Annotated in this window: 28 protein-coding genes and 1 pseudogene; 5 read left to right on the top strand and 24 right to left on the bottom strand. The window is 65.9% G+C overall.

What is annotated here, in order from left to right; genetic code table 11:
* Positions 1-8 precede the first annotated feature (8 nt).
* Positions 9-344 carry a WGR domain-containing protein gene (locus V5F48_RS22405; RefSeq protein WP_394260381.1) on the top strand — a complete coding sequence of 112 codons (336 nt, stop codon included), beginning with the start codon at positions 9-11 and terminating at the stop codon, positions 342-344.
* Here the strand turns inward: V5F48_RS22405 and V5F48_RS22410 are convergent.
* From V5F48_RS22410 to V5F48_RS22435, 6 genes and pseudogenes are all read right to left on the bottom strand, one after another.
* Entirely contained in the window at positions 328-741 is a 414-nt protein-coding gene (locus V5F48_RS22410) for a hypothetical protein (RefSeq protein WP_394260382.1), read from the bottom strand. The genes V5F48_RS22405 and V5F48_RS22410 overlap by 17 nt on opposite strands.
* Positions 738-1,007 (bottom strand): type II toxin-antitoxin system prevent-host-death family antitoxin, encoded by a 270-nt coding sequence (locus V5F48_RS22415; protein ID WP_011993094.1) that lies wholly within the window; start codon positions 1,005-1,007, stop codon positions 738-740. Before V5F48_RS22415 ends, V5F48_RS22410 begins: the two co-directional genes overlap by 4 nt.
* 131 nt (positions 1,008-1,138) lie before the next feature.
* Complete coding sequence (locus V5F48_RS22420) at positions 1,139-1,303, bottom strand: hypothetical protein (RefSeq protein ID WP_203193776.1); 165 nt, start codon at positions 1,301-1,303, stop codon at positions 1,139-1,141.
* 59 nt (positions 1,304-1,362) lie between these two features.
* Positions 1,363-1,767 carry a hypothetical protein gene (locus tag V5F48_RS22425; RefSeq protein ID WP_394260383.1) on the bottom strand — a complete coding sequence of 135 codons (405 nt, stop codon included), beginning with the start codon at positions 1,765-1,767 and terminating at the stop codon, positions 1,363-1,365.
* An 82-nt stretch (positions 1,768-1,849) separates the two neighbouring features.
* Positions 1,850-2,131 (bottom strand): annotated as a pseudogene (locus V5F48_RS22430) (DUF736 domain-containing protein); the annotation flags it as partial.
* Positions 2,132-2,269: 138 nt separating this feature from the next.
* The gene (locus V5F48_RS22435; RefSeq protein ID WP_298314458.1) at positions 2,270-2,566 is read right to left on the bottom strand and encodes a DUF736 domain-containing protein; all 297 of its coding nucleotides are present in this window, start codon (positions 2,564-2,566) and stop codon (positions 2,270-2,272) included.
* Positions 2,567-2,578: 12 nt separating this feature from the next.
* Between V5F48_RS22435 and V5F48_RS22440 the strand changes: the two genes are divergently transcribed.
* The gene (locus V5F48_RS22440) at positions 2,579-2,806 is read left to right on the top strand and encodes a hypothetical protein (RefSeq protein WP_298314460.1); all 228 of its coding nucleotides are present in this window, start codon (positions 2,579-2,581) and stop codon (positions 2,804-2,806) included.
* 241 nt (positions 2,807-3,047) lie between these two features.
* On the opposite strand, the gene V5F48_RS22445 is transcribed toward V5F48_RS22440, so the two are convergent.
* The 13 genes from V5F48_RS22445 to V5F48_RS22505 all read right to left on the bottom strand — a co-directional run bounded on the left by V5F48_RS22445 (position 3,048) and on the right by V5F48_RS22505 (position 16,373).
* The gene (locus tag V5F48_RS22445; protein ID WP_244451123.1) at positions 3,048-3,524 is read right to left on the bottom strand and encodes a hypothetical protein; all 477 of its coding nucleotides are present in this window, start codon (positions 3,522-3,524) and stop codon (positions 3,048-3,050) included.
* Complete coding sequence (locus tag V5F48_RS22450) at positions 3,493-5,379, bottom strand: site-specific integrase (RefSeq protein ID WP_298314467.1); 1,887 nt, start codon at positions 5,377-5,379, stop codon at positions 3,493-3,495. The genes V5F48_RS22445 and V5F48_RS22450 overlap by 32 nt, the downstream gene beginning before the upstream one ends.
* 2 nt (positions 5,380-5,381) lie before the next feature.
* The gene (locus V5F48_RS22455; RefSeq protein WP_298314463.1) at positions 5,382-7,169 is read right to left on the bottom strand and encodes a site-specific integrase; all 1,788 of its coding nucleotides are present in this window, start codon (positions 7,167-7,169) and stop codon (positions 5,382-5,384) included.
* 37 nt (positions 7,170-7,206) lie between these two features.
* Positions 7,207-8,367, bottom strand: a complete 1,161-nt coding sequence (locus V5F48_RS22460) for a tyrosine-type recombinase/integrase (RefSeq protein ID WP_324506094.1) — start codon at positions 8,365-8,367, stop codon at positions 7,207-7,209.
* Positions 8,368-9,711: 1,344 nt separating this feature from the next.
* Positions 9,712-10,635 (bottom strand): ArdC family protein, encoded by a 924-nt coding sequence (locus tag V5F48_RS22465; RefSeq protein ID WP_348848463.1) that lies wholly within the window; start codon positions 10,633-10,635, stop codon positions 9,712-9,714.
* 348 nt (positions 10,636-10,983) lie between these two features.
* Positions 10,984-11,571 carry a hypothetical protein gene (locus tag V5F48_RS22470; RefSeq protein WP_394103098.1) on the bottom strand — a complete coding sequence of 196 codons (588 nt, stop codon included), beginning with the start codon at positions 11,569-11,571 and terminating at the stop codon, positions 10,984-10,986.
* Between the two features lie 569 nt (positions 11,572-12,140).
* On the bottom strand, positions 12,141-12,443 hold the full coding sequence (locus V5F48_RS22475; protein WP_394260384.1) for a DUF7673 family protein: 303 nt from the start codon (positions 12,441-12,443) through the stop codon (positions 12,141-12,143).
* Positions 12,444-12,533: 90 nt separating this feature from the next.
* Complete coding sequence (locus V5F48_RS22480) at positions 12,534-12,779, bottom strand: hypothetical protein (RefSeq protein ID WP_394260385.1); 246 nt, start codon at positions 12,777-12,779, stop codon at positions 12,534-12,536.
* Positions 12,776-13,051 (bottom strand): hypothetical protein, encoded by a 276-nt coding sequence (locus V5F48_RS22485; protein ID WP_394260386.1) that lies wholly within the window; start codon positions 13,049-13,051, stop codon positions 12,776-12,778. The genes V5F48_RS22480 and V5F48_RS22485 overlap by 4 nt, the downstream gene beginning before the upstream one ends.
* Positions 13,048-13,239 (bottom strand): hypothetical protein, encoded by a 192-nt coding sequence (locus V5F48_RS22490; RefSeq protein WP_394260387.1) that lies wholly within the window; start codon positions 13,237-13,239, stop codon positions 13,048-13,050. The genes V5F48_RS22485 and V5F48_RS22490 overlap by 4 nt, the downstream gene beginning before the upstream one ends.
* A gap of 9 nt (positions 13,240-13,248) precedes the next feature.
* Positions 13,249-14,127, bottom strand: coding sequence for a DUF7007 domain-containing protein (locus V5F48_RS22495; protein ID WP_394260388.1), 879 nt, complete (start codon positions 14,125-14,127; stop codon positions 13,249-13,251).
* Positions 14,124-14,600, bottom strand: a complete 477-nt coding sequence (locus V5F48_RS22500) for a hypothetical protein (RefSeq protein ID WP_394260389.1) — start codon at positions 14,598-14,600, stop codon at positions 14,124-14,126. Before V5F48_RS22500 ends, V5F48_RS22495 begins: the two co-directional genes overlap by 4 nt.
* A 93-nt stretch (positions 14,601-14,693) precedes the next feature.
* On the bottom strand, positions 14,694-16,373 hold the full coding sequence (locus V5F48_RS22505) for a ParB N-terminal domain-containing protein (protein WP_394260390.1): 1,680 nt from the start codon (positions 16,371-16,373) through the stop codon (positions 14,694-14,696).
* 343 nt (positions 16,374-16,716) lie between these two features.
* Between V5F48_RS22505 and V5F48_RS22510 the strand changes: the two genes are divergently transcribed.
* Together V5F48_RS22510 and V5F48_RS22515 are read left to right on the top strand one after the other, a co-directional pair.
* Positions 16,717-17,067: an antitoxin Xre/MbcA/ParS toxin-binding domain-containing protein gene (locus V5F48_RS22510; RefSeq protein ID WP_282639842.1), complete on the top strand. Its 351-nt coding sequence runs from the start codon at positions 16,717-16,719 to the stop codon at positions 17,065-17,067.
* A 4-nt stretch (positions 17,068-17,071) separates the two neighbouring features.
* The gene (locus V5F48_RS22515) at positions 17,072-17,578 is read left to right on the top strand and encodes an RES family NAD+ phosphorylase (RefSeq protein ID WP_011993078.1); all 507 of its coding nucleotides are present in this window, start codon (positions 17,072-17,074) and stop codon (positions 17,576-17,578) included.
* Between the two features lie 98 nt (positions 17,579-17,676).
* Here the strand turns inward: V5F48_RS22515 and V5F48_RS22520 are convergent, their stop codons facing one another.
* The 5 genes from V5F48_RS22520 to V5F48_RS22540 form a co-directional block, all read right to left on the bottom strand.
* Positions 17,677-22,770 (bottom strand): helicase-related protein, encoded by a 5,094-nt coding sequence (locus V5F48_RS22520; protein WP_394260391.1) that lies wholly within the window; start codon positions 22,768-22,770, stop codon positions 17,677-17,679.
* 108 nt (positions 22,771-22,878) lie between these two features.
* Positions 22,879-23,277 (bottom strand): DUF3085 domain-containing protein, encoded by a 399-nt coding sequence (locus V5F48_RS22525; protein ID WP_394103093.1) that lies wholly within the window; start codon positions 23,275-23,277, stop codon positions 22,879-22,881.
* A gap of 10 nt (positions 23,278-23,287) precedes the next feature.
* Complete coding sequence (locus V5F48_RS22530; RefSeq protein ID WP_394260392.1) at positions 23,288-23,893, bottom strand: DUF1419 domain-containing protein; 606 nt, start codon at positions 23,891-23,893, stop codon at positions 23,288-23,290.
* 111 nt (positions 23,894-24,004) lie between these two features.
* Complete coding sequence (locus tag V5F48_RS22535) at positions 24,005-24,982, bottom strand: DUF3991 and toprim domain-containing protein (protein WP_394260393.1); 978 nt, start codon at positions 24,980-24,982, stop codon at positions 24,005-24,007.
* A gap of 228 nt (positions 24,983-25,210) precedes the next feature.
* Entirely contained in the window at positions 25,211-25,393 is a 183-nt protein-coding gene (locus V5F48_RS22540) for a hypothetical protein (RefSeq protein WP_394025755.1), read from the bottom strand.
* A gap of 1,280 nt (positions 25,394-26,673) precedes the next feature.
* On the opposite strand from V5F48_RS22540, the gene V5F48_RS22545 reads away from it, so the two are divergent.
* Positions 26,674-26,970 (top strand): VIT1/CCC1 transporter family protein (locus V5F48_RS22545; protein WP_394260394.1); only part of this gene is annotated, 297 nt, incomplete at its 3' end.

Genomic DNA, 26,970 nt, shown 5'->3' on the forward strand with positions numbered 1-26,970 from the left:
TCACGGGAATGAATCTGTCCCGCGGGATCGATTCATGGAAGTCGTTGGACGTCCTTTCCCTGGGACGCGAGACTCGCTCCATGGAAAGAACGGCACCAGGCCCATTGCATCTCCGCCGCATCGATCCCGCACGGAACATGCGCCGGTTTTATACGCTCTCCCTCCAGCCGACGCTGTTCGGCGGGGCGACGGTCATCCGCAATTGGGGCCGGATCGGCACGAACGGCCAGTCGATGATGGAGATCTTCGATCAGCCGGAACAGGCTGAAGGCGCGTTCTCGCGCCTCGCCCGGACGAAACGACGTCGCGGCTATGGCGACGCCGGCGTCAACGGAAACGGCTGACCTCGGTGAAGGCTTGCCGGCGGGCGATGAACCGGCGCAGCAGCGGCAGGAAGAACGCCTTGCTGAAGCGGCCGATGGGCGGCTCGGGTTCGAGATAGAAGGACCTACCGACAAGATCGGTGTTGAATTCGTCGAGGATGAGCCAGAGGCGCAGATCGGCATCCAGCCCGGCACGGCGCCTTTCGATGGCCGGGATCTCGACAAAGAACCGCGATGCTTCCGGCTCCTTGGTGGTGATCGGAAAGAAGAGCACGAGATCGCCGTCCGGCCGGACGATGCGCACGCCGACGGCGACGGGCCGATCCTTGCGGCCCTCAGTCTCGCCGGCACGAGCCTGCCGCGCCCAGAGATAGGGATAGCGGATGACAGTCGCGGTCTGGATGTCGTCGAAGCTCATGGCTTTCCGGCCTCATCCTCCCGCGCATAGGCGTCGACGGCATTCTCGAACTCTGCGAGAAGGCCGTCGGGCATCGTCTCGATGGTCCCCGCTGAACGAGCGTCCGACTGGCGCATCAGCCGCTCATAGTCTTCAATGTTGAGGAGCACGAGGCGCGGCTTGTTGCGCTGGGTGATCATCACCGGCCGGCGCAGCGCCTCGGCGATGATATCGCCGGACTTCCGGGACAATTCGCTCGTGGAATAGGACCCACCTGAACGCGGCATGGCGATCTCCTGTATTTGCTGCCCTTGCTGTCATATACAGCATTGACCGCATTTGTGCAACGACGAGCCCTCCGAAGCGCCGTCGCCGACCAGGCGTGGCGCCCTGGACGGCGCGACATGGCGAAAGCTCCCTAGAAGGGAGGCTCGCCGCTGAGCAGGCCCTCCAGTTCGGCCCAGATGAGTTCGCGCTCCGCGAGAGCCATCTCCAGCTCGGCCTCGATCTCGCGGCGCTCCACGGCGTCGACGGCGTTCCGCAGCTCGGCGCGCAGTTCCTCGATGTGCTGATCGATCGACATTGGTCGTCTCCTTGATGTTGGTGAAAGACGACACCGGCGGTCATGGCGGGCCGGAGGGATCAAGGAGCGCGAAGCGACCGCCGGAGCCGGCGAGTGGGGGAGCCGAAATGCGCCAGCATTTTGGGGGAACCGCTCGTCCTTGAGGCCTTCGGGCCGCCATGGCATCCTGGGACGATCTGAGCAGCCATCCCCGCTCCCGGTTGTGCACCCGACAAGCCGGAAGCAGGTTCGATGCCTGCTTCCGGCTGCGACACCGTGGGAGCCGGCTGGAGCACCTCGTCGGCGATGCCGAGGGCATCCAGGCGAGCGTGATCCTTGATCGGAACCACTTCGTAGTCATCCGACATGGAGGTGTATTCGCCGCTCCAAACATCGCCGATCTCGGCCCATGTTCCGTCAGGCCAGACCGCGATGTCGTCACTACGGTGGACCTTTGCGCCTGTGAGATTTGTGGTGATGGTCATGTGTGTGTCCTCCTGGCTGCGGCCGTTCGCTACCAAAAAGGCTGAAGGCCCCGCCGCAAGGCGGGGCCCTCTGGTCGGAGGCTCAGTCCCGGTTCGGCCGGGACCAGATCAGCTGGAGGCCTTCCTCGCCTTCCACCTCGATCAGGGTGGCGTAGATCGGGGCCGGGAACGAAGGGTCGTCGAGCTTGACGGAGAGGTAGTCGCGGTCCGTGTCCCGGGCAGTCTTCTGCCAGGCCGCGCCGAGCTCGACATTCGCGCCGGCGAAGATGCGGAAGTGGGGGCCCTTGTCGGACGGATTCTCGACGCGGACCAGCTTGGCCTTGACATTGAGGGAGAGCGTCCGGATGGAGCCAACGAAGCCGTTTTAGGTCAGCCGTCAACTGTCATTTTGAGCAGAAGCCGTTGATCTGGCTTCATCATTCGCTGGATGACACTTTCAAGGTGTCCTTTTGCCGGCTCGCGGCGCCCCGAGGTGGAGCGCCGCGCCCGAGGGTCGGCCGCCTCAGCGCGACCAGAAGAGGGCGAACCCATCCTCGCTCTCGACCAGGGTGGCGTAGATCGGAGCGGGGAAGCTCGGGTCGTCGAGCTTGACGGAGTGATATTCCCGGCCGGTTTCCTTGGCGGTCTTCTTCCAGCCGGCGCCGATCTCGATGGTGCCCGCGAGGGCGCGAAGGTCGGGCGACTTGTCGCTTTCCTTCTCGGCCACAACCAGGCGGGCCTTGATGTTGAGGTTGAGCGTCTTGATAACTCCGGCAAACGAACCGTCTTCGTTGCGGGTGAACGTGCCGATCTGAGCCATGGAACTTCTCCTTTGCTGTATCAGGTCGCGACCACCGCGGCCTTGATGGCGATCGGAGAACACCGGGCGACCGACCCGCACCCGAAGGGCTGGAACGCAGTGGAAGGCGGCGCAGAGCCGGGCTTCTTGCCTCGCGAGGAAGCCGCGCGCAGGCGTCAGCCGAGCACGGCGGGGAAGAAGATCGGCATCGCGCTGTTGCGGGATCGAGGTCGGGCTGCGCAGCAGCCGGACGCGGTGTGAGATACGCCAGCAAGAAAGGCCGCAGTGGACGCACCCCATTCAGCTTCGAAGGAGAGGTCCTGGCTCATGACGCCGATATCCGGACGATGACGACATGCCGAGATCAGGCGCAACCGTGCATCACGCCCAGGCCGTTCACTGCGACAAGAAGGAAGACGAGTCTCGCTACTTTGCACCTGCGGCATCAGCTTACCGGCGCATGGCGATGGGCCGCATGGCATGGGCGGGGAGTGTCACGGCATCAGCGTCGCGCCGTGTCGCCATCTGACGATCGCAGCACTGTCGGGCGGCGGACGGCGTCGACCTCCTTCGTCAACTGAGCGCTGCGGCGCTCGGCCCTGTCGGCGCGACGTTCCGCCTCGATGGCTCGCCGCATGAGCCCGGCATTCTCGGTCGCGAGCTGTCGGATCCGCTGCTGCATGTCGTCGATCGCACCGCGCTGCTCGGTAATCTTGTCTTCCATGGTGGCGATCCGGTCGGGCACGCGCTGCCGCTGGCGGGCTCGGGTGAGATCGTCGAGGATATCGCGGTGATTGGCGTAAATGGCATTGCGACTGAGGCCGGCCTCGCGTGCCAGTGCGGCGACGGTCAGGCGCGCGATCGATGCACTGGAGCGCTGCCCGGCCCCTCCGACCAGGCGCTCGAGAGCGAGGCGGAGCTTCTCGGCCGTCGCCTCCATGCGCCGATCATGCGGGTTTGCGGCTGGCGGCTTGGCCATGGGGACCCTCTATTGCGGAAAGATCGGACAGAATGCGATCGCACTCGGCGATGCGTGTGTTGGCGAGTGCACGGCTCGCTCCGTCGATCCGTTGGTCGGCGATCAGCGCGAGATTGCGCTCGAGGCGGGCTTGCCAGACGGGCCGGTGGCGCTCGGTGACGGCGAAGTTCGCGCAGCTCACGCAGGCGCTCTCGGTGCGCCAGAGCGGGTTCGGGCCGCGTTCGTCACCCATGCAGGCGGCGGTCTCGGCGCGATAGACGCAATAGCCCCAATCGCAGACGCCCAGCCGCATGCCGCTGTCCTCGATCAGGAAATCGACATAGGCGGCAAGTTCGCCGTCGCGGGTACGACCCCGGAAGCGCGATCGCGACGACAGCAGTCGTCCAGCCTTGCCGCCGAGACGCGAGGCGGTGAGCAGTTCCTCGAGAGCGGAGCGGGTCTCTTCGAGGGTTTGAGCGTCCACGAGCTCGCCGAGATCGAAATCCGTGCCGACATAGGCGCTGTCGGTCATGATGCGGGTCACGTGCCCGAAATGATGCTGGAGAGCATGAAGGCCGGTGCGGTCTCGCTTGCCGACGAAGCGGGCGAAGGTCTTGCGGCCCTGATGTGTGGTGAGATGCCAGGGTGAGCCATCGTCATTGTGAGGCAGATCGATGAAGGGAGCGAACCGTTTGTTCAGACGGACGATGAGCGAATTGGCTGTCATGACCTCGGGAGCTCGGCGATCGACGATGCCGCTGCCGGAAAGAGAGAGCCAAAGCTCGGGTCGGCCCGCGTCGGCGCGAAAGGGCTCCGATAGGCGATGCAGAATCTCGATGGCGCGCAGGACAGGCGGCGGGGCCGGCCACAGATGCGGTGTTCCGGCCTCGCTGATGGCGGTCTTGAATATCCGACCGCGGAGGTAGGCGAAGGCTTCGCTGCCATCCGCGGATGGATGTTCCTCGATGCAGTTCGCCTCCAGCGTCAGGATCTCTGAGACCCGTGCGCCGACCAGATAGGCGATGGTGATGAAGCAAGCCTCCTGGATCCGGTTGATCAGCAGGCGAAGATCCTTGGTCCGGGTCAGCGGTGCATGCCAGGGGGCGTGCTCACCCTCGATGGTAGAAAAGCGAAACGACGACACGAGCGCGCGGACGGCCTGCCGGTGAGTGAAGAAGGAACGGCCCTGATCGTCCATGCGAAACGGCACGGCCTGGTCGCGCAGCGCAATGACGTCGTCGGCTGGCTGCCCGATCAACCGGATCGCAGCCGAGACGAGTGGAACGGCGATGGCATCCGGCGTGAAGGGCAAGCGCTGGACCGTATGACGACTGAAACCGGAGAACCGGCTGGCGCGCTCATCACCGAAGGGATGCTCGGGAGGCGCAAAAGCGAGCCTGGACCGTTGCTGATAGAGGGCAAGAAGAAGGTTGGCGTAGTCGTGCCTGGTGCCCGGCCTGATCGGAGCTCCTGCGAGAGTTCGTCGTCCTGCCACGTGCTGCATGAACCGTTCGGCTGTATCGCGGTCCAGTTGGGCGAAGCTGCGCATCGCCTGCTCGGCCATCCATCGGATCAGGGCGCGAAGCCTGAGCGCGGTCGTGACGAGCGACCTTGCCCGCGCCTGTCGACGCCCTGGCGGCGGATCGATGCGAAGCGACCATATGAAGGTGCGTGCGTCCTCCAGCCACCGGCCCCACGGTGGATCGGTGAAACGGCTGCCGTCAGGCAGTTCGAAAGCCCAATCGATCAAGAGTTGATGGGTTCGCAGGTCGGGCCGCGTGCTGTCGAAATGCCATTGAGGGTCTGCCCAAAGCGACCGTGACGATACGCGTTGCGGGCGGTCAAAACGGGAGAGGTTCTGCGCTTGCGCTGGCATGATCACTCCAGCTCCGGCAGGGCCGGCATGCTGGCAGCGAGTGTGCGTGCGGCCTCATGCATATCCATATCCGAGGGGAAATCCGGGAGGATGTCCTGGGTGAGAATACGCCATGATGGTGCGTAGAGGAGGTTCCAGCGCCGTGGATCGAGCCGGTTGCGGGCCTGCTCGAACCGATCGATGGCAGCAAGAATGCGCGCGAGATGCTCCCGATCGACCGGGATGACCAAGCCGGGGCACGCGAGGCATCCGCCGAAGCGCGGGCACAGGCGCTCAGTGCCATCCCGACCAGGAACGACAGGGGCAAGGCAATCGTGGCCGAAGAGAACGGTGGCGCGGGCCTCGCCGGAGACCGGCGCCGGCTCGCTCCCGTCAGGCCCGCGCACCCAGGCGATCATCAGCTCTTGCAGGCGGGCTATCGTCTGGCGCTGGAGGCGCGTGGTCTCCTCGCTCTTGAGATAGGTCTCGGTCGTGGCGGCGCTGGCATGGTTCAGGATCGATTGCGCTGCGAGAACATCGCCGCCGGACGCGCGGTAATGCTCGGTCGCCACGGTTCCGCGAAACAGCGCCGGAGCAAAGCCGGCGATCGGCTCACGCGGCTTGTCAGGATGGGCGGCGTTCCACTCTTCGATGCGGCGGTTGGCGCGCTCTATGAATCTGAGGATGGCTCGCCGGAGAACCGAGTGTTCGATGACTTCGGTGCGGCTGCGGAGCGAGCGACGGACGGGTTCCTTATGAATGCTGCGCGTCAGGAAGAGCCGATCCTGCTCGCTGGGTGGCGCCGTCGCAACGATCGGTTCGGTCAAGGCCAGCATCATCTCGATCAGGTTCGGAGCGGCGTATCGCCGACGCCGATCGAAGGACCGGCGCTGCGCCTTCTGGAGCCGGGCTCCGGTCTTGGCCTTGTTCCAGTCGACGATGACGCGATGTTCGTCGAGCGGGTGGGGAACGAGGCAGTCGCGGCGGATATGGCGCAGCGGCTCCGGATTGGCGGCGGTCTGGATGGCGATCGCCAGAAAGAACGGCACCAGCGTGTCGGTGGTGATGTGGAAATATTGGGACATGGTGCGCGAACCGCCCCAGAACCTGACCAACGTGCTGGACTTGATGCCGTGCTCCTCCAGGACGGCAGTGTCTGGCATGAGGCCGCCTTCGATCCGGCTGATCCGCCATATCCATCGGTCGAGCCCTTGGCCGCGCAGCGTCTTCGGCGGAAGCTCGGGACGCTGCATGACCTTCTGCCCATGTTGAAACCGCCCCCAAGCCTCGTCGATCTCCTCGTAGCAGGCGCGTAGGATCGCCTTGATCTGATCGGCGGGAAGCCGCCGGCGCGGCTGCTGGTGTGTCCTCCGGCCGGGAAACGGGTTCCAGGGAATCTCCAGGTCGCGCGCGAGACCGCCCGGCCGATTGCGCTGGCACCATATGAGCAAGGGCCGAAGGACATCGAAGGCGACGGCATGCGCGCCGCGTGGTGCTCGTGATGCGCCTTCCTTCTTGAGCCAGAGCACGTAGCGGCCGAGGGCCGCGGTATCGAGATCGCTGGCTGTCTCGATCATGCCGTCGTCGGCGACGAAGCGGGCAAAGCGACGGGCAGCTCCCCAGGTCGTTCGACGCGTGGCCGGCTGCTGGCCGGCGCCGTACTCACGGAAGGCGTCAACCAGAAGCCGGCGCAGATCGGCAGGCAGGCCGGATAACTGACCGGGATCGAACCGCTGGTCGGGCTTGCCCCACGCATCGACGAAAACGATCGTGTCGGTGCTCAACGCGGATACCGAGGTCTCCAGCCCCATCGCGGCAACCGGAAGCCGGCGGTCAATCGAGCTCCGTCTACGGCCGGTCATGGGGCACCAACTCGCCGTAAAGATAGGCGAGGCTCTCGGCGAGTGTGTCAGCGTGGAGCTCCACGCAGCGCAGGTAGATGGCCGTCGACTGGATCGACGCGTGGCCGAGCAGGACCTGCACGATCTTCAGCGGGTTGAGGTCGGGCGCTGTCGTCGCCTGCTTCTGCAGGCGCACGAGCATCGTCATCGCGAAGGTGTGGCGCAGCCAATGCCCCGACCCGATAAGCCCTGCCGCGCCGAACGCTGTGCCGAACGCCGCAGAGAGTCTCGCTCGGGAAACAGGCTTGCCCTTGCTGTTGAGGAAAAGTGCCGCCGGCACCCGATAACCGGGTTGAGCCCTGCGCAGGCGCTTCACGAGGGCAGCGCGTTCCTCTCCGACATACCAGTGGGTGCGATCGATCAATCGCAAGGGCGGATAGACCGATCGCGGCCGGTCGCCCTTGGTGATGGTCAGCGGAATGCTGACGAGCGGAGCCTGATCGACATCGAGATGGGCGACCTCCGGCACCTGATAAAGCTGCAAGCCGCAAAGCTCCTTGCGGCGCATGCCGGTCGCCAATGCCCACTCAGCGATCAGGCCATAGGGCGGATCGAGATGCTGGAACAGGCATTGGAGTTGATCGACGCGAAGCGGACGCGGCAGCCGTTCGGCTTCCGAGATCGTCAGGACGTTCGCCATCACAACAGGCGGACGATGATCCAGATGCGCCAGCATGCCCTGTCGGCGCGCCGATCGCAGCGACACGTCGATATAGTCGAACGGCAGCGCGTCGATCAGCCTGCGCCGATGCGCCCATGAATAGAAGCGGCAGACCGTCCGGACGCGATCGTTGACCGTCGAACGGGCATAGGGACGGCGCGTATGCGGGCTTGGCGCCGACAGCATCCTGTTGCGGTAAGCTGCGATCGTCCCCTCATTGGCGAGACGCCAATCCAGTTCGCTCTGTTCCAGCGTGTCGAACCAGTCATGAAGATGCTCGCTGTAGGTCCGCAGCGTCTCCGTCGCATGAGAGCGGCCGGGGATTGTGGAAAGCTCGAGCAGATAGCTGAAGGCCGGCTCGACGATCGACATCCGTGCGTCGAGCAAAATGGGAAATCCGTTCGGAATCCCGTCAACACCGGCGACCGCCCGCACGATCGAAACCATCCTGCTCTCCGGAGGCAAGGCACCCGGAGGCGCAAAAGGACATCGACATCGTCCAAGTGCTTACACCGTCGATGAAACTGACAAATGACAGCACCTGAAGAAAAGATAAGCGGAGCGCCTACGGCGCGAGTCTTCTCATAGATGCGAGGGGTTCCCCTCGCGCTCTCCCGTTCGCCACGTGGCAGGGGTGCAGGACTTGTCCTGCACCCCATGGAAAAGCTTGTGGCGTCGCCGCCGCGTCAAGTGTTGTCCTCGCTACGCTGCGGGAACACTTGACCCGGACGTCTGCGTGCCAAAATCACAAGCGCCCCGCTAAAGGACACTTCCGTGCACGCAACCTAAGCCGTTGTCGGTGCTGGTGAAGGTGCCGATGGTCGCCATTGTCTCATTCCCTTGGTTTTCTCGGGCCGCGCCCACCGCGACCTCGATGGCGGTCGACAGACCGGAGGCGATCGACCCGCACCCCCGGGGTCCCCGTTGCGCTCGCGCAATGGGGTGGCTCGTTGGGCTGGAACGCAGTGGAGGGCGGCAGGGAGCGGCTTTCTTGTCGCGCGAGGAATGGCGGCGATCCGGGGTCCCCGTTGCGCTTGCGCAATGGGGTGGTCCCGGCAGGGGAAGAAAGCCGCTCCCGGCCGTTGCGGGGATAAGAGCGAGACGAGCGAAGCGAGATCGGCCTTCGGTCAGACCAGCTACATCGAGGACGCAGGTGGGTGTGCCCGTCGCGAAGACAACCGGAATGAAGGCACGCGTTTGCCTTGGCCGTTCAGCTCCGGCGACGGCCCGCGCCCGCTCACGCCCTCGCCGACGACAAGGCCCCTCGCGCCAGCGCGATAAACCTCCCCACGAGGCCAACCCGACATCCGTGCTTCCTCTCGCAACCGATATGGCAGGATAGGGTCCGGGAAGTTCGCGCCAGGAGGTCGCGCGGCGTCCCTATCAAGCACAACGTCCGACTCCTCGAGCGACCGTCGTCACAGCTCGAAGGTGGGGGGCAGCAGGACCAGCGATCCGGCGCCGCCGGGCGGCGAGCCCCATCGAGGGCGACCACAAGGCGGGCCTTCAACCTTTCACCCCGGACGGCCGCGCCAGCGTCAGACACCACACATGCCCTCACATTCGTTGGGCCAAAGATCGAGCTGGCCGTGATCGGCTTCGATCGACAGATCGGCCTCGTCGAGCGGAACGGCGGAGCGATGGAGATAGACCTCCCCGCGAATCCCGCGCAGGCCGGTGCGGACATCAGCGCCAGGGTCGTGGATTGGACACCGGCCCCGAGGCTGAGCACGCGGAGCCGGATGGGGGATGGCGCATAGCCATCCCCTTCGACGGTTGGTGCGCGGAACATCACGCCGCCTTCACCGTCTCGGCCTGTGGCTGCAGGCCGTGCAGATAGGCGACGGCACGCTGCGCATGGGCGGCGGCCGCGAAGATCGCCCGCTTGTCGTTGGAAAGGACGCTAAGCCAGCTTCCCAGATAGGCAGCGTGGTCGGGTCTGGGCTCCAGCTCCGGGACGATGCCGAGATCGGCGCAGAGGAGCGCCGAGCCGATTTCCGCCACCAGCTCTTCGCGCGCCCTCTCGCTGCGATCCTTCGCGTAGCGGCTGAGATCGCGGCCGACGCGGCGGGGATCCGCCGTCCAGTGCACCGATTCATGGCTCAGAACGGCCACGTAGGAAGCCGCATCGCGAAACGTCTCGAACGGCGGCATCTGGATGTGGTCGGTCGACGGCGAATAGAATGCCGCCGTGCCGCCGTGCCGGATCACGGCGCCGGTATTGGCGAAGAATCGATCGGCATGCTCGATCCGCTCGATCGGATCGAGGACGGGCCCCGGAGGGCGATGGAAGTGGTCCGGCAGGCCCTCGATCTGCTCGACATTGAAGACGCTGTAGGTCTTCAGGAACGGAATGTCTCGCTCCACCTCTCCGCCGTGCGCGTCCGTTTCGGTCTTCGTGAACCGGCTGGCGTAGATGACGATCGAGCCCGATTCACCCTTGCGAACATGGCCGCCCAGCTCCACCGCCTGCTTGAAGGTCATCCAGGTCGACGAGACGAAACCCCGCGCCATGCCCTCCGACCACAGCAGCAGCACATTCATGCCGGTGTACGGCTCGCCGTTGTGGCGCAGCGGCCTGGTGATACGGCTGGTCGCATGGGCCGCACTCCATGGCCGGACCCACGGCCGCACGCCCTTCTCAAGATCAGCGACGATCCGCTCGGTGATCCGCGCATAGATGTCGCCACGCTCCTTTTCTTCTTTCCTGCTCATTTTGCTGAACCTCCGTCGTGGAGGCCGCGCCGATCGCGGCCCGTCACGGGGTCCGAAAGCCGGGGAACAGGCGGCACCGCGCACCCGGAGGTGCTCGCCCGCAGGGTGAAGCGCGACGGGCCGCAACGACGTGGAGGACGGCAAAGCCGTTGCGCTGTCCGCCGGCCCCGGCAGGACCTCCATCCGGGACGGGGCACGCTCGGCGGGACCGCCTCCCGGTCCCACTTTCCTCCTTTGGCGATCGAGGAAGGTTTCGAGGGAACATGCGAACAGGCCAGCCCCGCGAGGGACCGGCCTGTTTCCGGGCGAAAATTGAGAAGGGCGGAGCCTCAGCTCCGCCCGGGCGGCTCAGCCGAGAGCCGCCATCTGGAGCTCGGCCGCCTTGCGGTCGACGCTCTGGCCGGCATTCTCGACCGGCCGCTCGAAGGGCTTCCAGCGCTCGCCGACGACCTGCTCGTAGGCCGCGACGGCACCCTCCGCCGCCATGCGGAGCGCATGGGCCTGAAGCCCCATGTCGGCCGCGAATTCGCGCTTGCGCTGGGCAGAGCTCGAGAACCCGACCGGGCCGTCGATATCCTCGTCACGGATGTCGTTGGCGAGCTTGGCGGTGGCGTCGCGGGCTTCGGTGACCGCGCGGGAATAGAACTGGCCGGCTCCGTGGGCCGATCCGACATAGGCGCCGACGATGCGCTGGAGATGGATCTGCATCGCCCGTTCGCTGAGACCCTCGCCCAGGCTCTCGGCCGTCTCGACGATCAGCCGCTGGTGGAGCTCCCGGATGCCGTCGCTGTCGAGAACCGGAAGTCCGAAGCTTTCGGAAATGAGGATGGTCTGGTGGGCGTCCGGACACGCCAGCCGGACCATTTCGAGAGTGGTGCCCTTGCGGAGCGGGACGACGCGGGCGGACTGGCGGGGAGCGCGAGCGGTCTTGGTCATGTGAAATTCCTTTCCTTCGGTTTCACCGTCGGGATCGGACCGGCCCTTGCCGGTCTTCCCTTCGGGTGCGGTCGCGAGAAACCGGCGAAAGGCGGGCGCTTCAGGGTCCGGAGACGGCGAGGCGAGCGAAGCGGGCCTGCGGACAAGCAGGGCTTTCAGCCCTCGCGCGGGACGCGGGTCCGCTTTGCCGAGCCTGACGGGTCCGGCCGCCACGCGGCGCGGAACGCGGCCTTGAAGCGGCCGGCCGCCGGTTTACGACCGCTGCAAAACCCGAGGGGATGACCGGCAAGGGACCTGTTCGCAGACATCGAAACCGGCACCGGAAGGCCGCCATGACCCGCCGCCACGGTCCGCCTCTCCCGTTCGGCCACGACAAAGTGCAGGTAAAGAGATCGACCGGCGTGCCTGCGCGCAGCGCTCCACATCCCCGAAAGCCGCGGCGGTTCACGGCAGCAATCTTGGGGAGTGCTACACGGTGATCGTCGAGACGGTCGACAAAGGGCGAATGCGAGACAGGCGAGAATCCGCTGCAAGCCGACGGACCGTTGGAGACAGCCCGGAGTCGGGCGTCACACCGCTTCGGTTGCCTTCGCCCACACGTCCGGTCGCCACTGCTGGATGACGTCCTCGATCTCGGTCCGATAGGCCTCGGGGTACTCCGCCACAGGTCGGCTGGCGACATAGGCAAAGACCGTCGCCATGTCACGGGCGATGGCCTCGTCGACGGCGAAGAGGGCCGCGATGTCGAAGCCGCCGAGATCCATGGCGTTCCACCAGGCGAGGATGAAGTCGGCGACACGGCGCGACTGCCCGGTGTCGCTGCGGGCGATGCTAAGGAGCCGCTCGAACGCGGCGCGCGTCGTCTCATCCATGATGGAGTTCCTGAGGCTGCTGAAGGTTAGCTCAAGCTCGATCCGCTTGCACGCTCAATGCTGCAACCGGACGGCCCTGCCGGCGGGTTTTCACGAGAGCGCCTTGATCTCGCCGCGGCGCTCGAAGGTGAGGTGGTCGACATGCTCGCGGAAGAGCCGCTCATCCGCCGGCGTCCACCCGGCCCGATGCCGCCTCGATGCTCGGGCTTTCGCCTTTGCGGTGATGGTCCTCCGTTCGGCACGGTGCTCGATCTGTCGCTCGATCCGGGCAAGATGTCTGCGGGCGGCGGCGGCTCGTATCCTCGCGGCCCGCGCCGGTCCGCCCGGGGGTGTCATGACGAACTCCCTCGGCCACGCCGCCGCGAACATGCCGCCGGCCATGTCGGAAACGGGCTGGTGTCCGGTGCATAGGAGGCGGACAACGTGACCGGAATGATCGAGGAAGCGAGATCCTCGCCGGCGACCGCCCAGTCGACCAGCGGGGAGTGCCCGCCGGCATTCTGCCGCATGGCATCCCTGAGGATGTCATGGAGAGCCGCGTCGATGGCGGCGCGTGGTTCCGGCCCCGCCTCGACCAGCAGATGAACGGCGACCAGGTACGTCGTCATGGCCGGCCCTCCCGGCGGAGTACTGGGTGCGCCGATGGTGACCGGATCGATAGCAGGACGGCCTGCTTCCAGGCGTCGGCGCCGGAATAGTGCCGGCGCAGCTTGGGGTGCCAGACGACGAGGAGATCCTCATCGTCGTCGTGGGCGGCCTTCCATCCGAAGGCGGAGGCGATGATCTTCCAGGGCATCGCCGCCTCCTATCCGTTCCAGCCAACGAAGTTGGACGGGCCGGAATAGATCGGGTGGCGATCCTCATCGATGACGAAGCCGAAGCGACCGACGCGGTATTCATCCGCCGGAACGAGGAATCGGCGCTCCTCGGTGCCAGGACCACGTCGGGGCCCCATCGTGGCGACGACTTCGACCACACCTTTCTCGTGGTTCGAGGTGATCGCCGAGATCACGATCCAGTCGCCGGCGTGCTGTTGCTCGAAGGCCCGGCGATCCTTCTCGCGGGATTCTCCAAGGGCAAGTACGGTCCCGAAGATCTTCTCCCATGCCTCCGGCCAGCTGTCCTTGATCGTCCGTTTGGCGCAGCGCCGCTCGAAGCCCGTGAAAAGGTGGGGGAAAGTGATGGCGACGATCGCCCAGGCTTCATCTTCCTCGTACCAGCCGCCCTCGGCGCGAAGCATGGGATGGACCATGCGGTTGCGCGTCGCCGAGAGGTGAATGCCTCCATGGCCGGCCGTGGAATGGAAGACGACATCCTCGGCATAGAGGGTCCCTCCCTGCGAGGGTCCCCAGGGCGTGCTGGCGGTCGAGCGGATCTCACGCCGGCCGAGGGCGCGCTTCTCACGCTGATGCTCGGCGTTTTCCATGACCTGCGCGCGAAAGGCCGCCTCATTGGTGAGCTCGCCGGAATGGCCGTAGAAATCCGCCCGCGTCCATTGCGCCATGGGACGGCCAATGCACCAGCCACTCGCGAGATAGTAACGCCCGTCGCGGGCGGGCAGCATGGCAAAGGCGTTGGCGGCGACGCGGGCGACGGCAAAACCCTCAGTGCTGCGGCCGAACGCCACCTCCGGGAATCCGGTGGTGGCATCCACAGCTTCGTTCAGAGATACGAGCATCGTCATGCCACCGCCCTCCCCTCGACGATATCGGCGCCGACCTCATCGGCCGTCACCTCCTCGAGCACGGCGCGCGGATAGCCATGGCGGGAGAGCCACTCTTCAGCAGCCTGCCGATGCGCAGCAAGATGGACGAGCTCGGCGGCGGGGCCGGCCCGGTCGAAGATTCGCACCGCGCCCATGGCCGGGCGCTCGAGGATCGTGAAATGCAGCTTCGAGTCGAGCGAGAACGTCCGGTGGACGCGGATGGCGATGACGCCTCCGGCGCCGAAGTCCGCCTCGTGCAGGGTGAAGCTGGCGGACAGGCCGACGCTGCCGATCCCGCGCTCCCCTTGCTTCTGGATCAGGCGGCCCTTGCTGTTGTGGGTCTGCCAGGCGGACAGCTTCCTGGTAAAGCGCTCGGGCGGGCGCGGCGTTCCGTCGGACCAGGCGACGATGGAGCCGATCGGCGCGTTGTCGTAGATCGTGTGCGCGGACATGGTGTCCTCCGTGATTGCGCATGCGTGGAAACGAAAGCGCCGCCGGCAGAGCCGGCGGCGGGATGGAATTCGCGTTGCGATGATGTGCGCCGGCTATTCGGCCGCGACGCTGTAGGCCTCGTCGTCGGGCACCTCGGCCGGCTCAATGGCGTCCGGCTCGGCCGACCCCTCGTCGAGATCGTCGTCCTCGCTCGCCTCGTGCTTCACCAGCCAGCTCGCGAGCTTCATCGCGTCGGGCGCGAACTGCGCCGACGGATGAACGAACCGCTCGTCCTTGAAGTGCTCGACGAGAGCGGCGCGGGTGTCCTTCACCTTCTGGCGCGGCAGGACCGGGGTGTCCCTGCACGAGCCTTCGAGCGCGGCGCGGGACAGGCACGAGAGGAATTCCTCCGTGCCCATGTTCGGAAGGAAGCCGTCGGCGCCGATGGCATCGCCGGCGACGCGCGCGACGATGCCGGAGTCGGTACGGTTCTCCCGGCACGACAGCACATCGATGAGGACGCCGCGGGCCGCCTGCTGCAGCGTCTCGCGGTCGAAGTCGAGCTTGCCCTCATTTCCGACCAGTCGTGCGGCATGGCGGTCCATCCGGGCGTAGCCATAGACGTCGCCCGAGGCGCCGGAGGCGATAGAGATATTGCGGCCGGCGAAGGCGAGGACGAGCAGCGCCAGCAGCGTGTCATCCTCGATCGGCGCGCGGGCGAGCGCCTCGTGCAGCGCATCGGTCCGGAAGTCGCCAACCATTTCGATGCCCCTACGGGTCACGTCCGGGCGCGGCTTCGAGGCCACGATGCCGTCGTCGCCAGCGGCGCCGTTGGTCGGCTCGTCCTTGCCCTTTGCCTTCTTCGGCTCGGGCATACGGTAGTGGACCGTCTGTACCTTGCCCTCGCGATCGAGATACATGGCCGCGTGGTCCGACTTGCCGGGCCGGCCGTAGACCTGCTCGGCTTTGGGGGGCAACTTCGCGCGGCCCCAGGTGTCGGCCTCGACGATGACGCCGCGCTTGGGCAGGTGGTTCGCCATCCATTCCTGCTGCGCCCCGAGGAAGGCCTCGACATCCGTGGTGTAGCGGCTGTCCTCGTCGGCCGAGGCGAACAGGTCCTCGACCCAGGCGATGCCGTAGGCCTTGGCGAGCTCGTCGTCGAAACTGGCGTCCTTCGCGTACATCCGGGTCCTTTCCAGCCCGTTCGCGACGTTGTACCAGGCGACCTGCGGATCGGCCTTGGACGGCTTGTGCTTCTTCCAGACCTCCTTCTGCTCCTCCAACGAGGCGGCGGCGATCGTGCGCAGCTGCTTCTCGTTCGGCATGTCGCCCTTCGCCATGTGGTCGAGCATGGCGGGAAGCACGTTGGCGAGGAGCCGCAGCTTCTTGATCTGGCGGATCGGCAAGGCAAGCGCGACGCCGATCGCCTCCTCGGTCCAGCCGAGCGCGACGAGGCGCTCGATGGCGCGCCACTGGTCGACCGGGTTCAGCGGCTCACGGGCGATGTTTTCGACCATCGAGCGCATCGCGCCATTGTCGTTGGCGGCTTCGTCGACGAGGACCTCGATCTCATCGAGCCCGGCCGCGATGGCCTGGCGCACGCGACGGTGGCCACGATCAATGATGAAGCCATTGCCGCCGTCAGTTTGCGGCGCGACGACCGGCGGCTGGACAATGCCAACGGCCTTGATCGTCGCCAGCAGCAGGGCATCGGCCTGCGCCGTGGACTTGGTCAGCCGGGTCTTGTCAGGATTCTCCCGCAGCGCGCGCGGATCGACCTTGATGAGATGCATCGGGATGCTCCTTGTGGGGATTTCGGACGCCGCCTTTCGCGGGTCCTTCCTTTGTCTTCATCTCGAAGACCTCCCTCGGCCCGCGGAGCGGGCGGGCCGGTGCAACTGCGGCCGAGCATCCCTGCCCGGCCGGCCAAGCGGGGCTATAAGCCCTGCGCAGGACGCCGTGGCCGGGATCGCGCGGGCCGCGGTTGAGCTTCAGCGTCGCCGGTTCGGCCGATCGGCGAACCGGTTTTCTTTCCTGAATGCCCCTCCTTTCCTCCCCATATCGCGCCTTGAATGCCGGCCATGATGACGCTATATTCCGTCAGAATTGGCGTCATTTGGACAATAGGAGGCTCGCATGGGGTTGGCGCAATATGCAGATAACGGCTTCCTCGCCCCCCGGAAGATCGCGGTTGCGTTCCGAACCACCAGCGAGGAAGTCGCCCGCACGGCGGGGCTGGGCAAGGATGCCGTCCAGCGCAAGGATCGCGTCCGGTCGGACAAGACCCAACGCCGGCTGCGCGAGATGGTCGAGGTGATCAACAAGGTCGAGCCGCGCTTCGGTTCGACCTTGATGGCCTATGCCTGGTACCGGTCGGAGCCCCTGCCCGGCTTCTCCGGCCAGACAGCCATGCAGCTCGTGCGCAACGGCCGAGTGGATGACGTGCTCGACTATGTCGACGCGGTCGACGCCGGCGTGCACGCCTGACGACGTGCAGTATCGGGGAAAGCTCTATCGAGCGCTGAATCCAGTCTACGCGCGCGAGCCATTGTCCGGGCGAGGAGCCGAACTCTATGGTGGACGGTTCAACCCGAAGGGCCTGGCCGCGCTCTATGCGTCATTATCGGTGATGACGGCGCTGCGCGAAGCCAATCAGGTCGGCAACCTCCAGCCGACCACGCTCGTCTCCTACGACGCGGAGATCGATGGCATATTCGATTGCCGGGATGATGAGGCGCTCGAGGCAAAGGGCATGGACGCTGCGGCACTCGCCGACAGCACATGGCGCGACCAGATGAAGGCGAGCGGGGAAGCGCGAACGCAGACCTTTGCCCGGCGGCTCATTGCCGCCGGCCATAACGGCCTGCTCGTCAGGAGCTTTGCGGCCGGCGCGACTGCTGAGGATTTGAACCTCGTGCTCTGGAGATGGGGCGACAGTGCCCCATCTCGTCTCGTTCTGATCGACGATGAGAACCGCTTGTCGCGAGAGCGGTCCTAGAGCATTTCCCCGTTTCACTGAATCGGGGAAATGCTCTCGATTATTGAGTTTACGCGTTTTCTTTACGCGAACCGGTATCGACTTCGCTCGAAAACGCTCTAAGCAGCAATCCGATCACGGGAACTCTCCGTATCGTTCGCAAGATCAGCCTCGATCTCGGCGAGCTGCGTGCGCTTCGTCTCCAGCTCGTCGGCGAAGGCGAATGCGCCGCCCTCGCGCACCTGATAGGAAGCGAGGCGGCGGCGGGCATTGGTCAGTCGCTGCCCATATCCTTCCTGTTCCTCCTCGAAACCCGACAGCGCGTGCTCGAGCCGGGCGACGGCGCCGAGCGGCGTGACTGCGACGGGCAGATCGATCTCGTAGTCTGCGCCGGTCCGCAGCAGCATTATGGCGTAGTGGAAGCCGTCGCGTCCGACCCGCTCGCCATGGAATGCGAGATCGAAACCGCGGAGCGAGGCGATGACGACTTCTCCCTCCTGCTGGAGTTGGATGAGGGTGAGGATCTCCTTCATCAGAGCGCGGCCGGCCCCCTTGCGCTCGGCATGGCGGTTCCCGGTCACGGTTATGGCGAAGGCATCGCCCAAGGTCGGCGCGAGCCGTTCGATGTCCTGCCCGATCTCGGCGATGCGCCGGGCCGAAATCTCGATCTCGCGCTCGGCATCGCGGATCTGGCGGCGAATGGCGTGCTGGTCGTCGACATGGGCGGCGCGCAGGCGGTCTAGCCGCGCAATCTCGGCTTCCAGCCCCGCCTTCTGCATCAGGCGCTGGTCGCCGCTGGCGATGGCCTTCGCCATGGCGAACTGCGATGCCTGCCCCTCGCCCATGTCCTCAAGCCTGCGGATCGAGGTGTCGCCGGAGAGCGCCGCGGCAATGAACCGGGCCTTTCGCTCGTTGTTCTGCCACATCCTGGCGTCGAGCGAACCGAGCGTCGCGTAGGCAAAGATGTCGATGACGTCATGCTGATTGCCTTGCCTCGCGATCCTGCCTTCACGTTGCTCGATCTGGGACGGCAGCCATGGCACATCGAGGTGATGCAGCGCCTTCAGCCGCAGCTGCGCGTTGACGCCGGTTCCCATCGTGTCCGAGCTGCCGAGAAGGAAGCGGACCTTCCCAGCCCGGACATCGCCGAACAATCGCTGCTTCGCGTCGGACTTCTTGTAGTCCTGGATGAAGGCGATTTCGGCGGCGGGCACGCCCAACCGGACCAGTTCGTCACGAATCCAACGGTAGGCCGAGAAGCCGCGGGTCTTCTCGACACCGAGCGTGCCGAGATCCGAGAAGATCATCTGCGCGGCGCCGGGCAGCTCGTAGGACTTCCCGTTGCCGCGGACATAGGTGTTTTCCGCCGTTTCCTGCCAGATGCGGAAGGCGTTCGCGACGAGCTGGTTGAGCTTGTTTCCGGGCTCATTGTCATTGTCGGGATCGACCAGCCGCAGATCGATCGCGGCATGGCGCCCGTCGGTGATAACGGACAGCAAGATGTCATCACCGGGCTCTGGGGGACGGTCCCGCTGCTCGATGGCGGTGATGCGGGCGTCGAGCAGGCGCTGATAGGCCTTGAACGCCGCACTCGGCGGCACGGTGATGATCTGGCGCTTGCCGCCGGAGATCTCCGGAACCTTCACATAGTCGCGAAGGTCCGTCGGCATCACCACGTCGGCAAACGAGCGGAACATGGCGATCAGCTCGGGGACATTCACGAACCGCGCGAAGCGCGTCACCGGCTTGTATTTGCCCGAAGGCTGCAGCTCGAGCTCGGTGGAAGCATCGCCGAAGGTCGAGGCCCAGGCGTCGAACTCGTGCAGGCCGCGTTCGCGCAGTGCCGCATGCCCGAGCAGCCGCTGCACGGTGAACATTTCTCCGAGGGTGTTGGTGATCGGCGTGCCGGAAGCCAGCACAAGCGCCCTGCCCGGGTTCTTCGTCTCGATGAAGCGGGATTTGACGAACAGGTCCCAGGCGCGCTGCGAGCCGTTCGGATCGACGCCCTTCAGGGTCGACATGTTGGTGGCGAAGCTGAGCTTACGGAACTCCTGCGCTTCATCGACGATGATCTGATCGACGCCGATCTCCGAGATGGTCAGCAGGTTGTCCTTGCGCGTCGCGAGTGCCTCGAGCCGCTCCTTCAACCCCTCCTTCAGTCGCTCCAGCCGCTTGCGCGAGACGCGGTCGTCGCTCTCGACCTTGGTCAGCAGCTCCTCGTAGAGTTCCAGCTCGTCCTGGATCATCTTCTGCTCGAAAGCCGACGGCACGCCGATGAAGCGAAAGGCGCTGTGGGTGATGATGATGGCGTCCCAGGTCGCCGTCGCCGCGCGCGACAGGAAGCGGTGACGCTTGTCCTTGGTGAAATTGGTCTCGTCGGCGACGAGGATGCGGGCGTTTGGATAGAGCGCCAGGAACTCGCGTGCGGCCTGGGCCAGACAGTGTCCGGGGACCACGAGCATGGCCTTGGCGATCAGCCCGAGCCGGCGCTGCTCCATGATGGCGGCGGCGATCGACATGGTCTTGCCGGCGCCGACAGCGTGGGCGACGTAGGTGCTGCCGGAAGAGATGATGCGCCAAATGACCCGCTTCTGGTGCCCATAAAGCGAAAAGGCGCCAGAGGCGCCCGGAAGCTGGAGATGATCGCCGTTGAAGGCGCGAGGCGCGACATTGTTGAAGCGGTCATTGTAGACCCGCGCCAGCCGGTCGGTCCGGTCGGGGTCGCTCCAGATCCATGTCTGGAACGCGGTCTTGATCTTGGTGAGCTTTTCCTTGGCCGCTTCCGTGTCGACGACATTGAGCACGCGGCGTTCGCTGTCGCCATCCTTCACGATGTCGAAGATCTGCGGCACGGAAGAGTTGAGGGCGTCCGAGAGGAGCTGACCGGCATGACGCCGGTCGGTGCCCCACTCCGACGTGCCGGCCGCCATATATCCGAGCTGCCGCGCCTCGACGGTCCAGGATGCCAGTTCCGGCATGTGATGGATCTTGATCTCCGCGCCCATGGTTTCCCGCACGAAGGCGACGATATCGGCGGCCGGGATCCACGGCGCGCCGAGACGCGCGGTGATGTCGGAAGGCCGCAGATCGGCCGGCTGGACATCCTGCAGCGCGGTGACATTGCGCCGATAGGCTGGATCGAGCGCGGCCGCGGCCTGCGCGGTGACGAGCTTCGAGCGGACGGCACCCGAGAGATAGGCGTCGGTGGTCTGCCAGGAGCCGTCGGCGGGATCGCGGAAGATGGCGTTGCCGAGTTCGGCGATGACGTCGTCGACATCACGGTGCAGCAGCTCGGCGATGTGGTCGGGATCGACATGACCGCGCTCGTTGAGAACGACCGCGAGCGCATCGGCCGACGACGTGATGATCGGCGCCGGTGGCGGCGCGATGACCCGCTCGGTGAAGATGGGGCCGGGCTTGGCCGTATTGCTCTCGAGGTCGTAGTCCTCGATCGAAGCGACCAGCCAGCAATCGGGATCGTCCAGGAAGGGCTGGATGTTCGGGCGGCGGTGCGTCTCGCGCACTTCGCCGGTCTCCTCATCCTCGCTGGTCGAGACGACGGTGGTGTTGATGGGACCGAAGTCGCGTACGAAATTCGACCAGGCGATGCGCAGCTTCACCTGCGCCGGCCTCCACGGCCTGTCGAACTCCTGGGCCTTCAGCACCTCGCGGACCGCGTCGCGGATGGGGATCAGCTTGCGGATGATCCGCACGTGCTTTTCCGGAATGCCCTCGCCGCTGCGGCCCTTGCGCACGCGGATCGCGACCGGGGTTCCGTCGACGAGCTGCATGAGGCCATGACGGCTGTCGACGAAATAGCTGCCCTCCCGCGCCCGAGACGCGTCGGGCAGGTCGGCGGTGGGGCTCGGGTCATCGGAGAGCTCGGCCTCGATTGGCTCGGGCTCGCCGTCATAGATGCCTTCCGGAAGGAAGGTAAGCGCCGCGGCAAGGCCCGCGTCGAGATCCTCGCCCTCGCGCGGCCTGCACGTATAGGTCTCGCCGAAGGGGCCGGAGGTCAGCCCATGTGTTCCGAGCACCATGTCCGGACGGCGGGCGAACCAGCGGTTGACGCGAATTGGGGCCTCGTCCTCGGTCGCAGGGCGCACCTCATCAAGGTCGAGCCAGGACAGATCGCCCTCCGGCTGACCGTCCCGGCGCCGGCGGAAGAACAGAATGTCGACTTGCGCCTCGGTTCCGGCATCGGCGCGGAAGCTGCCTTCAGGCAGGCGGACCGCGCCGATGAGATCGGCCATGGTGGCAATGTGCTCGCGGGCCGAGCTGCCCGCCTTGTCCATCGTGCCGTGCGACGTGACAAAGGCCGCGAGCGCTCCCGGCTTCAGCCGGTTGATCGACCTGGCGATGAAGTAGTCGTGCAGCCGCAACCTGAGCGACCGGAAAGCGCGATCCGAGCGCACGGCGCGGTCGGAGAAGGGCGGATTGCCGATCGCTAGATCGAAATGCGCCGGCAGGTCGACGCGGGCAAAGTCGCCTGTGACGATCCGAGCGCGCGGCTGAAGGAGCCGGGCGATCCGCGCCGTGACAGGATCGATCTCGATGCCGGTGACGTGAGAGACGGATCGCAAGTTGTCCGGCATCAGCGCGGGGAAGAGTCCTGTGCCGATGCCGGGCTCCAGCACCCGCCCACCGCGCCAGCCGAGACGTAGCAGGCCGGCCCAGATGGCACGGACGATATATTCGGGCGTGAAGTGGGCGTACTGCGTGCAGCGTGCGAGCGAGGCGTAGTCCGCGCCGTCGACGGCGCCCTCCAGTCCGGCGCCGAGCGCCTCCCAGCCCTTCCGGAACCGGTCCTCACCCGGCCGGCGAAACACGCCATTGGCGAGATCGGACGCGCCGAAGCCGATAAACCGGATCAGTGCGGCCTGCTCGTCGGCGATGGCGGGTCGCTGTGCCGCTTCGATCTCGGCTGCCAGGCGAATGGCGGCGAGATTGTCACGGGCCCGGTCCTTCCACGAGCGGGCAAGCTGGCGCGTCCCGGTGAGATGAAAGTTCTCACCCGTCTCGGCAGGGCACGCGACGGATCGCCTTTCAACCGAAGCCATCGGCGCGGCCGGCGCCGGCGTCGTGGGTGGTGGATCGTCGTCGTCCGGTCCCTCGGTGAAGCTCGCCGAGAATGCGGTGACGCCGAGGCCGAGGTCGGACGAGAGCGCGGTGTTGCCGAAGAGATCAAGGGTGAAGGGGTCATCTTGCGCCATGGGGAATGTCTCCTGTGATGAAGGCGCGCGCCATCGGCCCCGCCGGAGGCCGGCGAGGGTGTGACACGTTCGACGGTCGGGAAGGGTGGGCGAGGTCCGCCCGCCGGGTCAGCGGCGGATCAGGGCGAGCGACAGGCTGGTGTCGGTGGTCACGATCGTCAGGTGCGTGGCGCCGGGGACGGCGGCCATCAGCCTCTCGAGCTCGACGGCGTCGAGGAATTCGATCCCGTCATCGCCGCCGAAGTGCTGGCGCTTGTAGTGCCAGTAGTCGGGATTGGTCTTCGGATCGCACTCCTCGGCGTAGCAGACGAGGGCGCGTTGCCCCTCGGCGAGCTTGCCGTTTGAGAGGAGGTACACCCCTTCATCGCCGACGAGCCATAGGCCGAGCCGTTCGTCTTTGCCCGGGGCGAGACCGTAATGGGGATTGCGGTAGCCGCCATTGGTCGCGGCGTCGGATTTTCCGCGGGCGATGACGGCGCGGACTTCCTGCACGGGGAAGGTGAACATGATCGCCACCTCACGCCGCGATCGCATCGGGCAGGTAGCGCAGATGCACCGGCAGCTTGGCGGAGACCTGCGCGTCGGTCAGCCCGTCGAGCAGGACCAGGCTGGTGCCTTGCCGTCCGCCGTAAAACAGCACGGTGCGCTTGCCGCGATCGGCCTCCGGCCAGCGGTCCCCGGCATAGCCGCGATAGTCGTCATGCGTCGCGCTCCAGACGTGCTCGAGGCGCTCGGTTCGCGTCATCGCCTTCACCGGGCGCGATTCCCGGTTGATGATCGCGGCACGCATCCGCTCTGGCGAAGCCGTGTCGGCGAGATCGCAATAGCCGTGGAAATGACGGACCCGACCATCGATCATCAGCGCGAAGAAGACGCCGGTGACGCTGCCGGTCAGGAATTCGCGCATGGCGAACATGTCGCCGCGCATCCAGAGCGGCGGCAGGATCTCGAACATATAGTCGTGGTCGACGGGGCTGGTTTCGAACCATTCGCCGGTGTAGAGCGCGCTCGCATCGCCGTCCCAGCGGAAGGGTCGCTGCGCGTGACGGTCGAACATCCGGAACATCTGGCGCCGGTCGGGAACGCCTTGAAACACCTTGCGGGTAGGGGTGGAGAGAGTCATGTCGGGGCTCCTTCAGCCTCGTCGGGCTGGAGCGCGGCGCATCCTCTTGGATCACCATCATCTTCAGCCCTTCAGGACCTCTCCCCGCGGCCGCATCGAAGTCCGGGCGGGTCAAGGGCCGCGCAGCGGGCGAAGCTTCACCCTTGACGCGGCCGGTGGGCATGCGGCAGCCGGTTTCCTTCCCTCTTCTTCCCTCCTCTTTCTGGCGCGCAGATCTTCGTTCCAATCCTCATACTCGGGCTTTTGCCGTCTGTAGTCGGCGGTCGTCGCCACGGCGATCGTCGCGATTCGTTCGGCATAGACCTCGCCCTGCGCATTGTTGTCGGTAGCCGCCACAAGCAGGGCGCCATGGCGTGATGCGAGCAGCCGGATGGCGGCTTCGGTCGCCGGCGCCCATCCGCCGCCAGTGCTGAGATAGAGGCTGTCGGAGCGCTGGCTTTCAATCGCGGCGAGGCTCATCGCGTCGATCGCAGCCTCGGTAACACAGAGCCGGCGGGCACCGACCGGCCCGAGGCGGAAGAGGACCTTGCCGCCGCCGCGGGCGAAACCGCGCCATTCGGGGCCGCGCTCCTCCCAGCCCGTAACCGCGCCGGTCTCGTCGACATGGGCTGCCCACATGCTGCCGCGAGGTCCCTCGCGAAGCCGGCCCTCCTGGATTGCGGCGCGGATGACGGACTCCGGAAGGCCGCGCTCGTCGCGCAGATAGCGCCAGGTCATGGAATCGGGCCATGGCTTGCGCCGCGCGCGCCATCGATCGGGAATGCCGACATCCGGATCGTGCTCGCGGGCCTCCCTCGTCCAGACGGGCTCGTTTGGCACGAAGCCAACCAAGTCCGAAACCCGCTGCAGCACCTCCACAAAGCCGACACCATCGAGATGCTCGACAAGCGAGAACACGTCACCCTTGGCTTCGGACCGTGCATCGAACCAGCCCTTGCCGTAATGGATGACGATAATGATGTCGTCACCGCGCCGGTACTTGACGGCCTTGCGCGTGCTCTCCTTCAGATCGATCGCGAACCCCGCTTTTTGGAGGACGACTGCACAGGGCACACGGCTCCTCAGCTCCTCGATATCCGTCTTTTCCATCTTCCTCTTCCGACACGCCTCCGGGTCGGACCTTTCCCGCTTGAGATTTCCCGTCCCCCACCTCGCGGGACCATCCCCCGGCGCCGCGAAGAGCGAAGGGGGCAAGGGCGCGGCTGGCAACTGGTGAATCCTGCAGGGTGCGCAGCACCCTGGCCTTAGCCAGCCGCGGCGCAGCCTCCCTTGCGGCCGCCCGCTCGCGAGCGGCACACGCCCTCCGGTGAACCCGGCTCAATGAGCCGGGCCGAACCGGTGGGGATCGTATTCGTGGACGACGACCACGTCGGCGTCGTCGAGTTCGTCGCTCGGCATGACGCCGAATTCTCCATCGACCTCGAACAGCGTGACCGGGACCATCAGGGTGCGAGCGAGCTGGAACGCGTGGGACTGGGCGAGGAAAAGATCGTGCGACATCTGAGGGCTCCATCTTGGAGCGAGGCCGATCCCCGCTCGATGGCGTCCGTCAGTGTCCTCAACCGGCCGCGATCACCGCGCAGGCAAAGCCGCAGCGGCGGCATGCTCTGCATAGCCGACCCCTTTTGTGGGTTGATCGTGGAAGGCCGGGCGGAGGACCAGGAAAGCCATCCAAGGAGAGCGGGGTCGGACTCGGCGCGAAGGTGTCCGTGCCCTCTCGCACACTCCTTTTTCCGAACGCCGAACCACATGGCCGTACCGGTACACGCCCGGCCCCGCGCCGCACCTCAGGTCAGAAGGCTTCAGTGCTTTGCCGAAGCGGCGGCGGCGCAGCTGTCCGATCAATCGTCCCGACTGCGAGAAACTCCCCCACATCGCGTCTCATCGTCCACGATCGCCTGGACCACGGCGAGGTCCATCGGCGCGTGCGGCGAGATTCTCGCCACCTCGGCCGCCACCTTACCCCAATGGATGAACTCGCCGGCTTGACCGCACGCACGGGCCCGAGCAGCCAGTCGCTGCGCCTCGTAGTACGCGCCAAATTCGTCATGCTGCATCAGACGACGCGCGTCTGCCTGCCATCTCCGGCGGATTTGCCTTCGCCCCTCCATCCACCGTCACAGCGCACTCAGCATGAACCCCCGCCTTCCCTTCCTCGGGCGGCATTCGCCCGGACCGCGTCAGGGATGGCCGCCCGCCAGGGAGAGGACCTGACCTCGGGGCTTCGGCGCAGCCAACAGCCCGGCCCGAAGGGCGACGCCGTCATTCACTTCAGGTTTTGAAGCACTCCGACCATATTGCTGAGGTCCGAGCCTTGAAATAGGCCGCGGCCAAAGGCCGAGGGTACGGCTGGGGGGTAGCGTGACGTGAATTTACTGCTGAATGGAATAAATGGCGGCTACCTCCGCAACATCATTCTGAACGCCACAGAACATACGGAACGTGTGGATGCCACCGTTGCCTATGTTTCCGAGAGCGATCTGCTGTTCGATTGGTGCTGTGAGGACAAATCCCGCTTCACTTCTGGGGACGGTTCGATGAGCAGGTCCCTGTCGGCATTCCGATTCTCGACAAATTCGCACCTCCGACGCGCGAGCCGGCGACCCAGGATCCCACAGTCAGGCGCATCGGGGCGCCCGCAAAGTTGTCATCTGGCGGCCAAGCGCCTCATCGCATCGTCATCCAGACTGATTAGATTTGTTCTAAAAATTGGTGCAGACCGGTTCCCCCCTGGCACCATGTTGCGCGCCAATCCGTAGGTCCTCCCAGCAGGTATCACCATGAAACCTCCTCACCGCGAAAACCATCTGATCGAGCGCATCGGCTGGCTGCGCGCCGCCGTCCTTGGCGCCAACGACGGCATCATTTCGACGGCAAGCCTCATGGTGGGCGTCGCGGCGGCATCGACCAATGCGTCGGAGATCCTGGTCGCGGGTGTCGCGAGCCTTGTGGCCGGCGCCATGTCGATGGCGGCGGGCGAATACGTTTCGGTGAGCTCGCAGGCCGATACCGAGAACGCCGATCTGCGCAAGGAGCAGCGCGAGCTCGCCGAGCAGCCGGAGAGCGAGCTCACCGAG

Origin of the sequence: Xanthobacter autotrophicus ATCC 700552 (assembly GCF_043194565.1) — a bacterium.
Taxonomy (GTDB): domain Bacteria; phylum Pseudomonadota; class Alphaproteobacteria; order Rhizobiales; family Xanthobacteraceae; genus Xanthobacter; species Xanthobacter autotrophicus_F.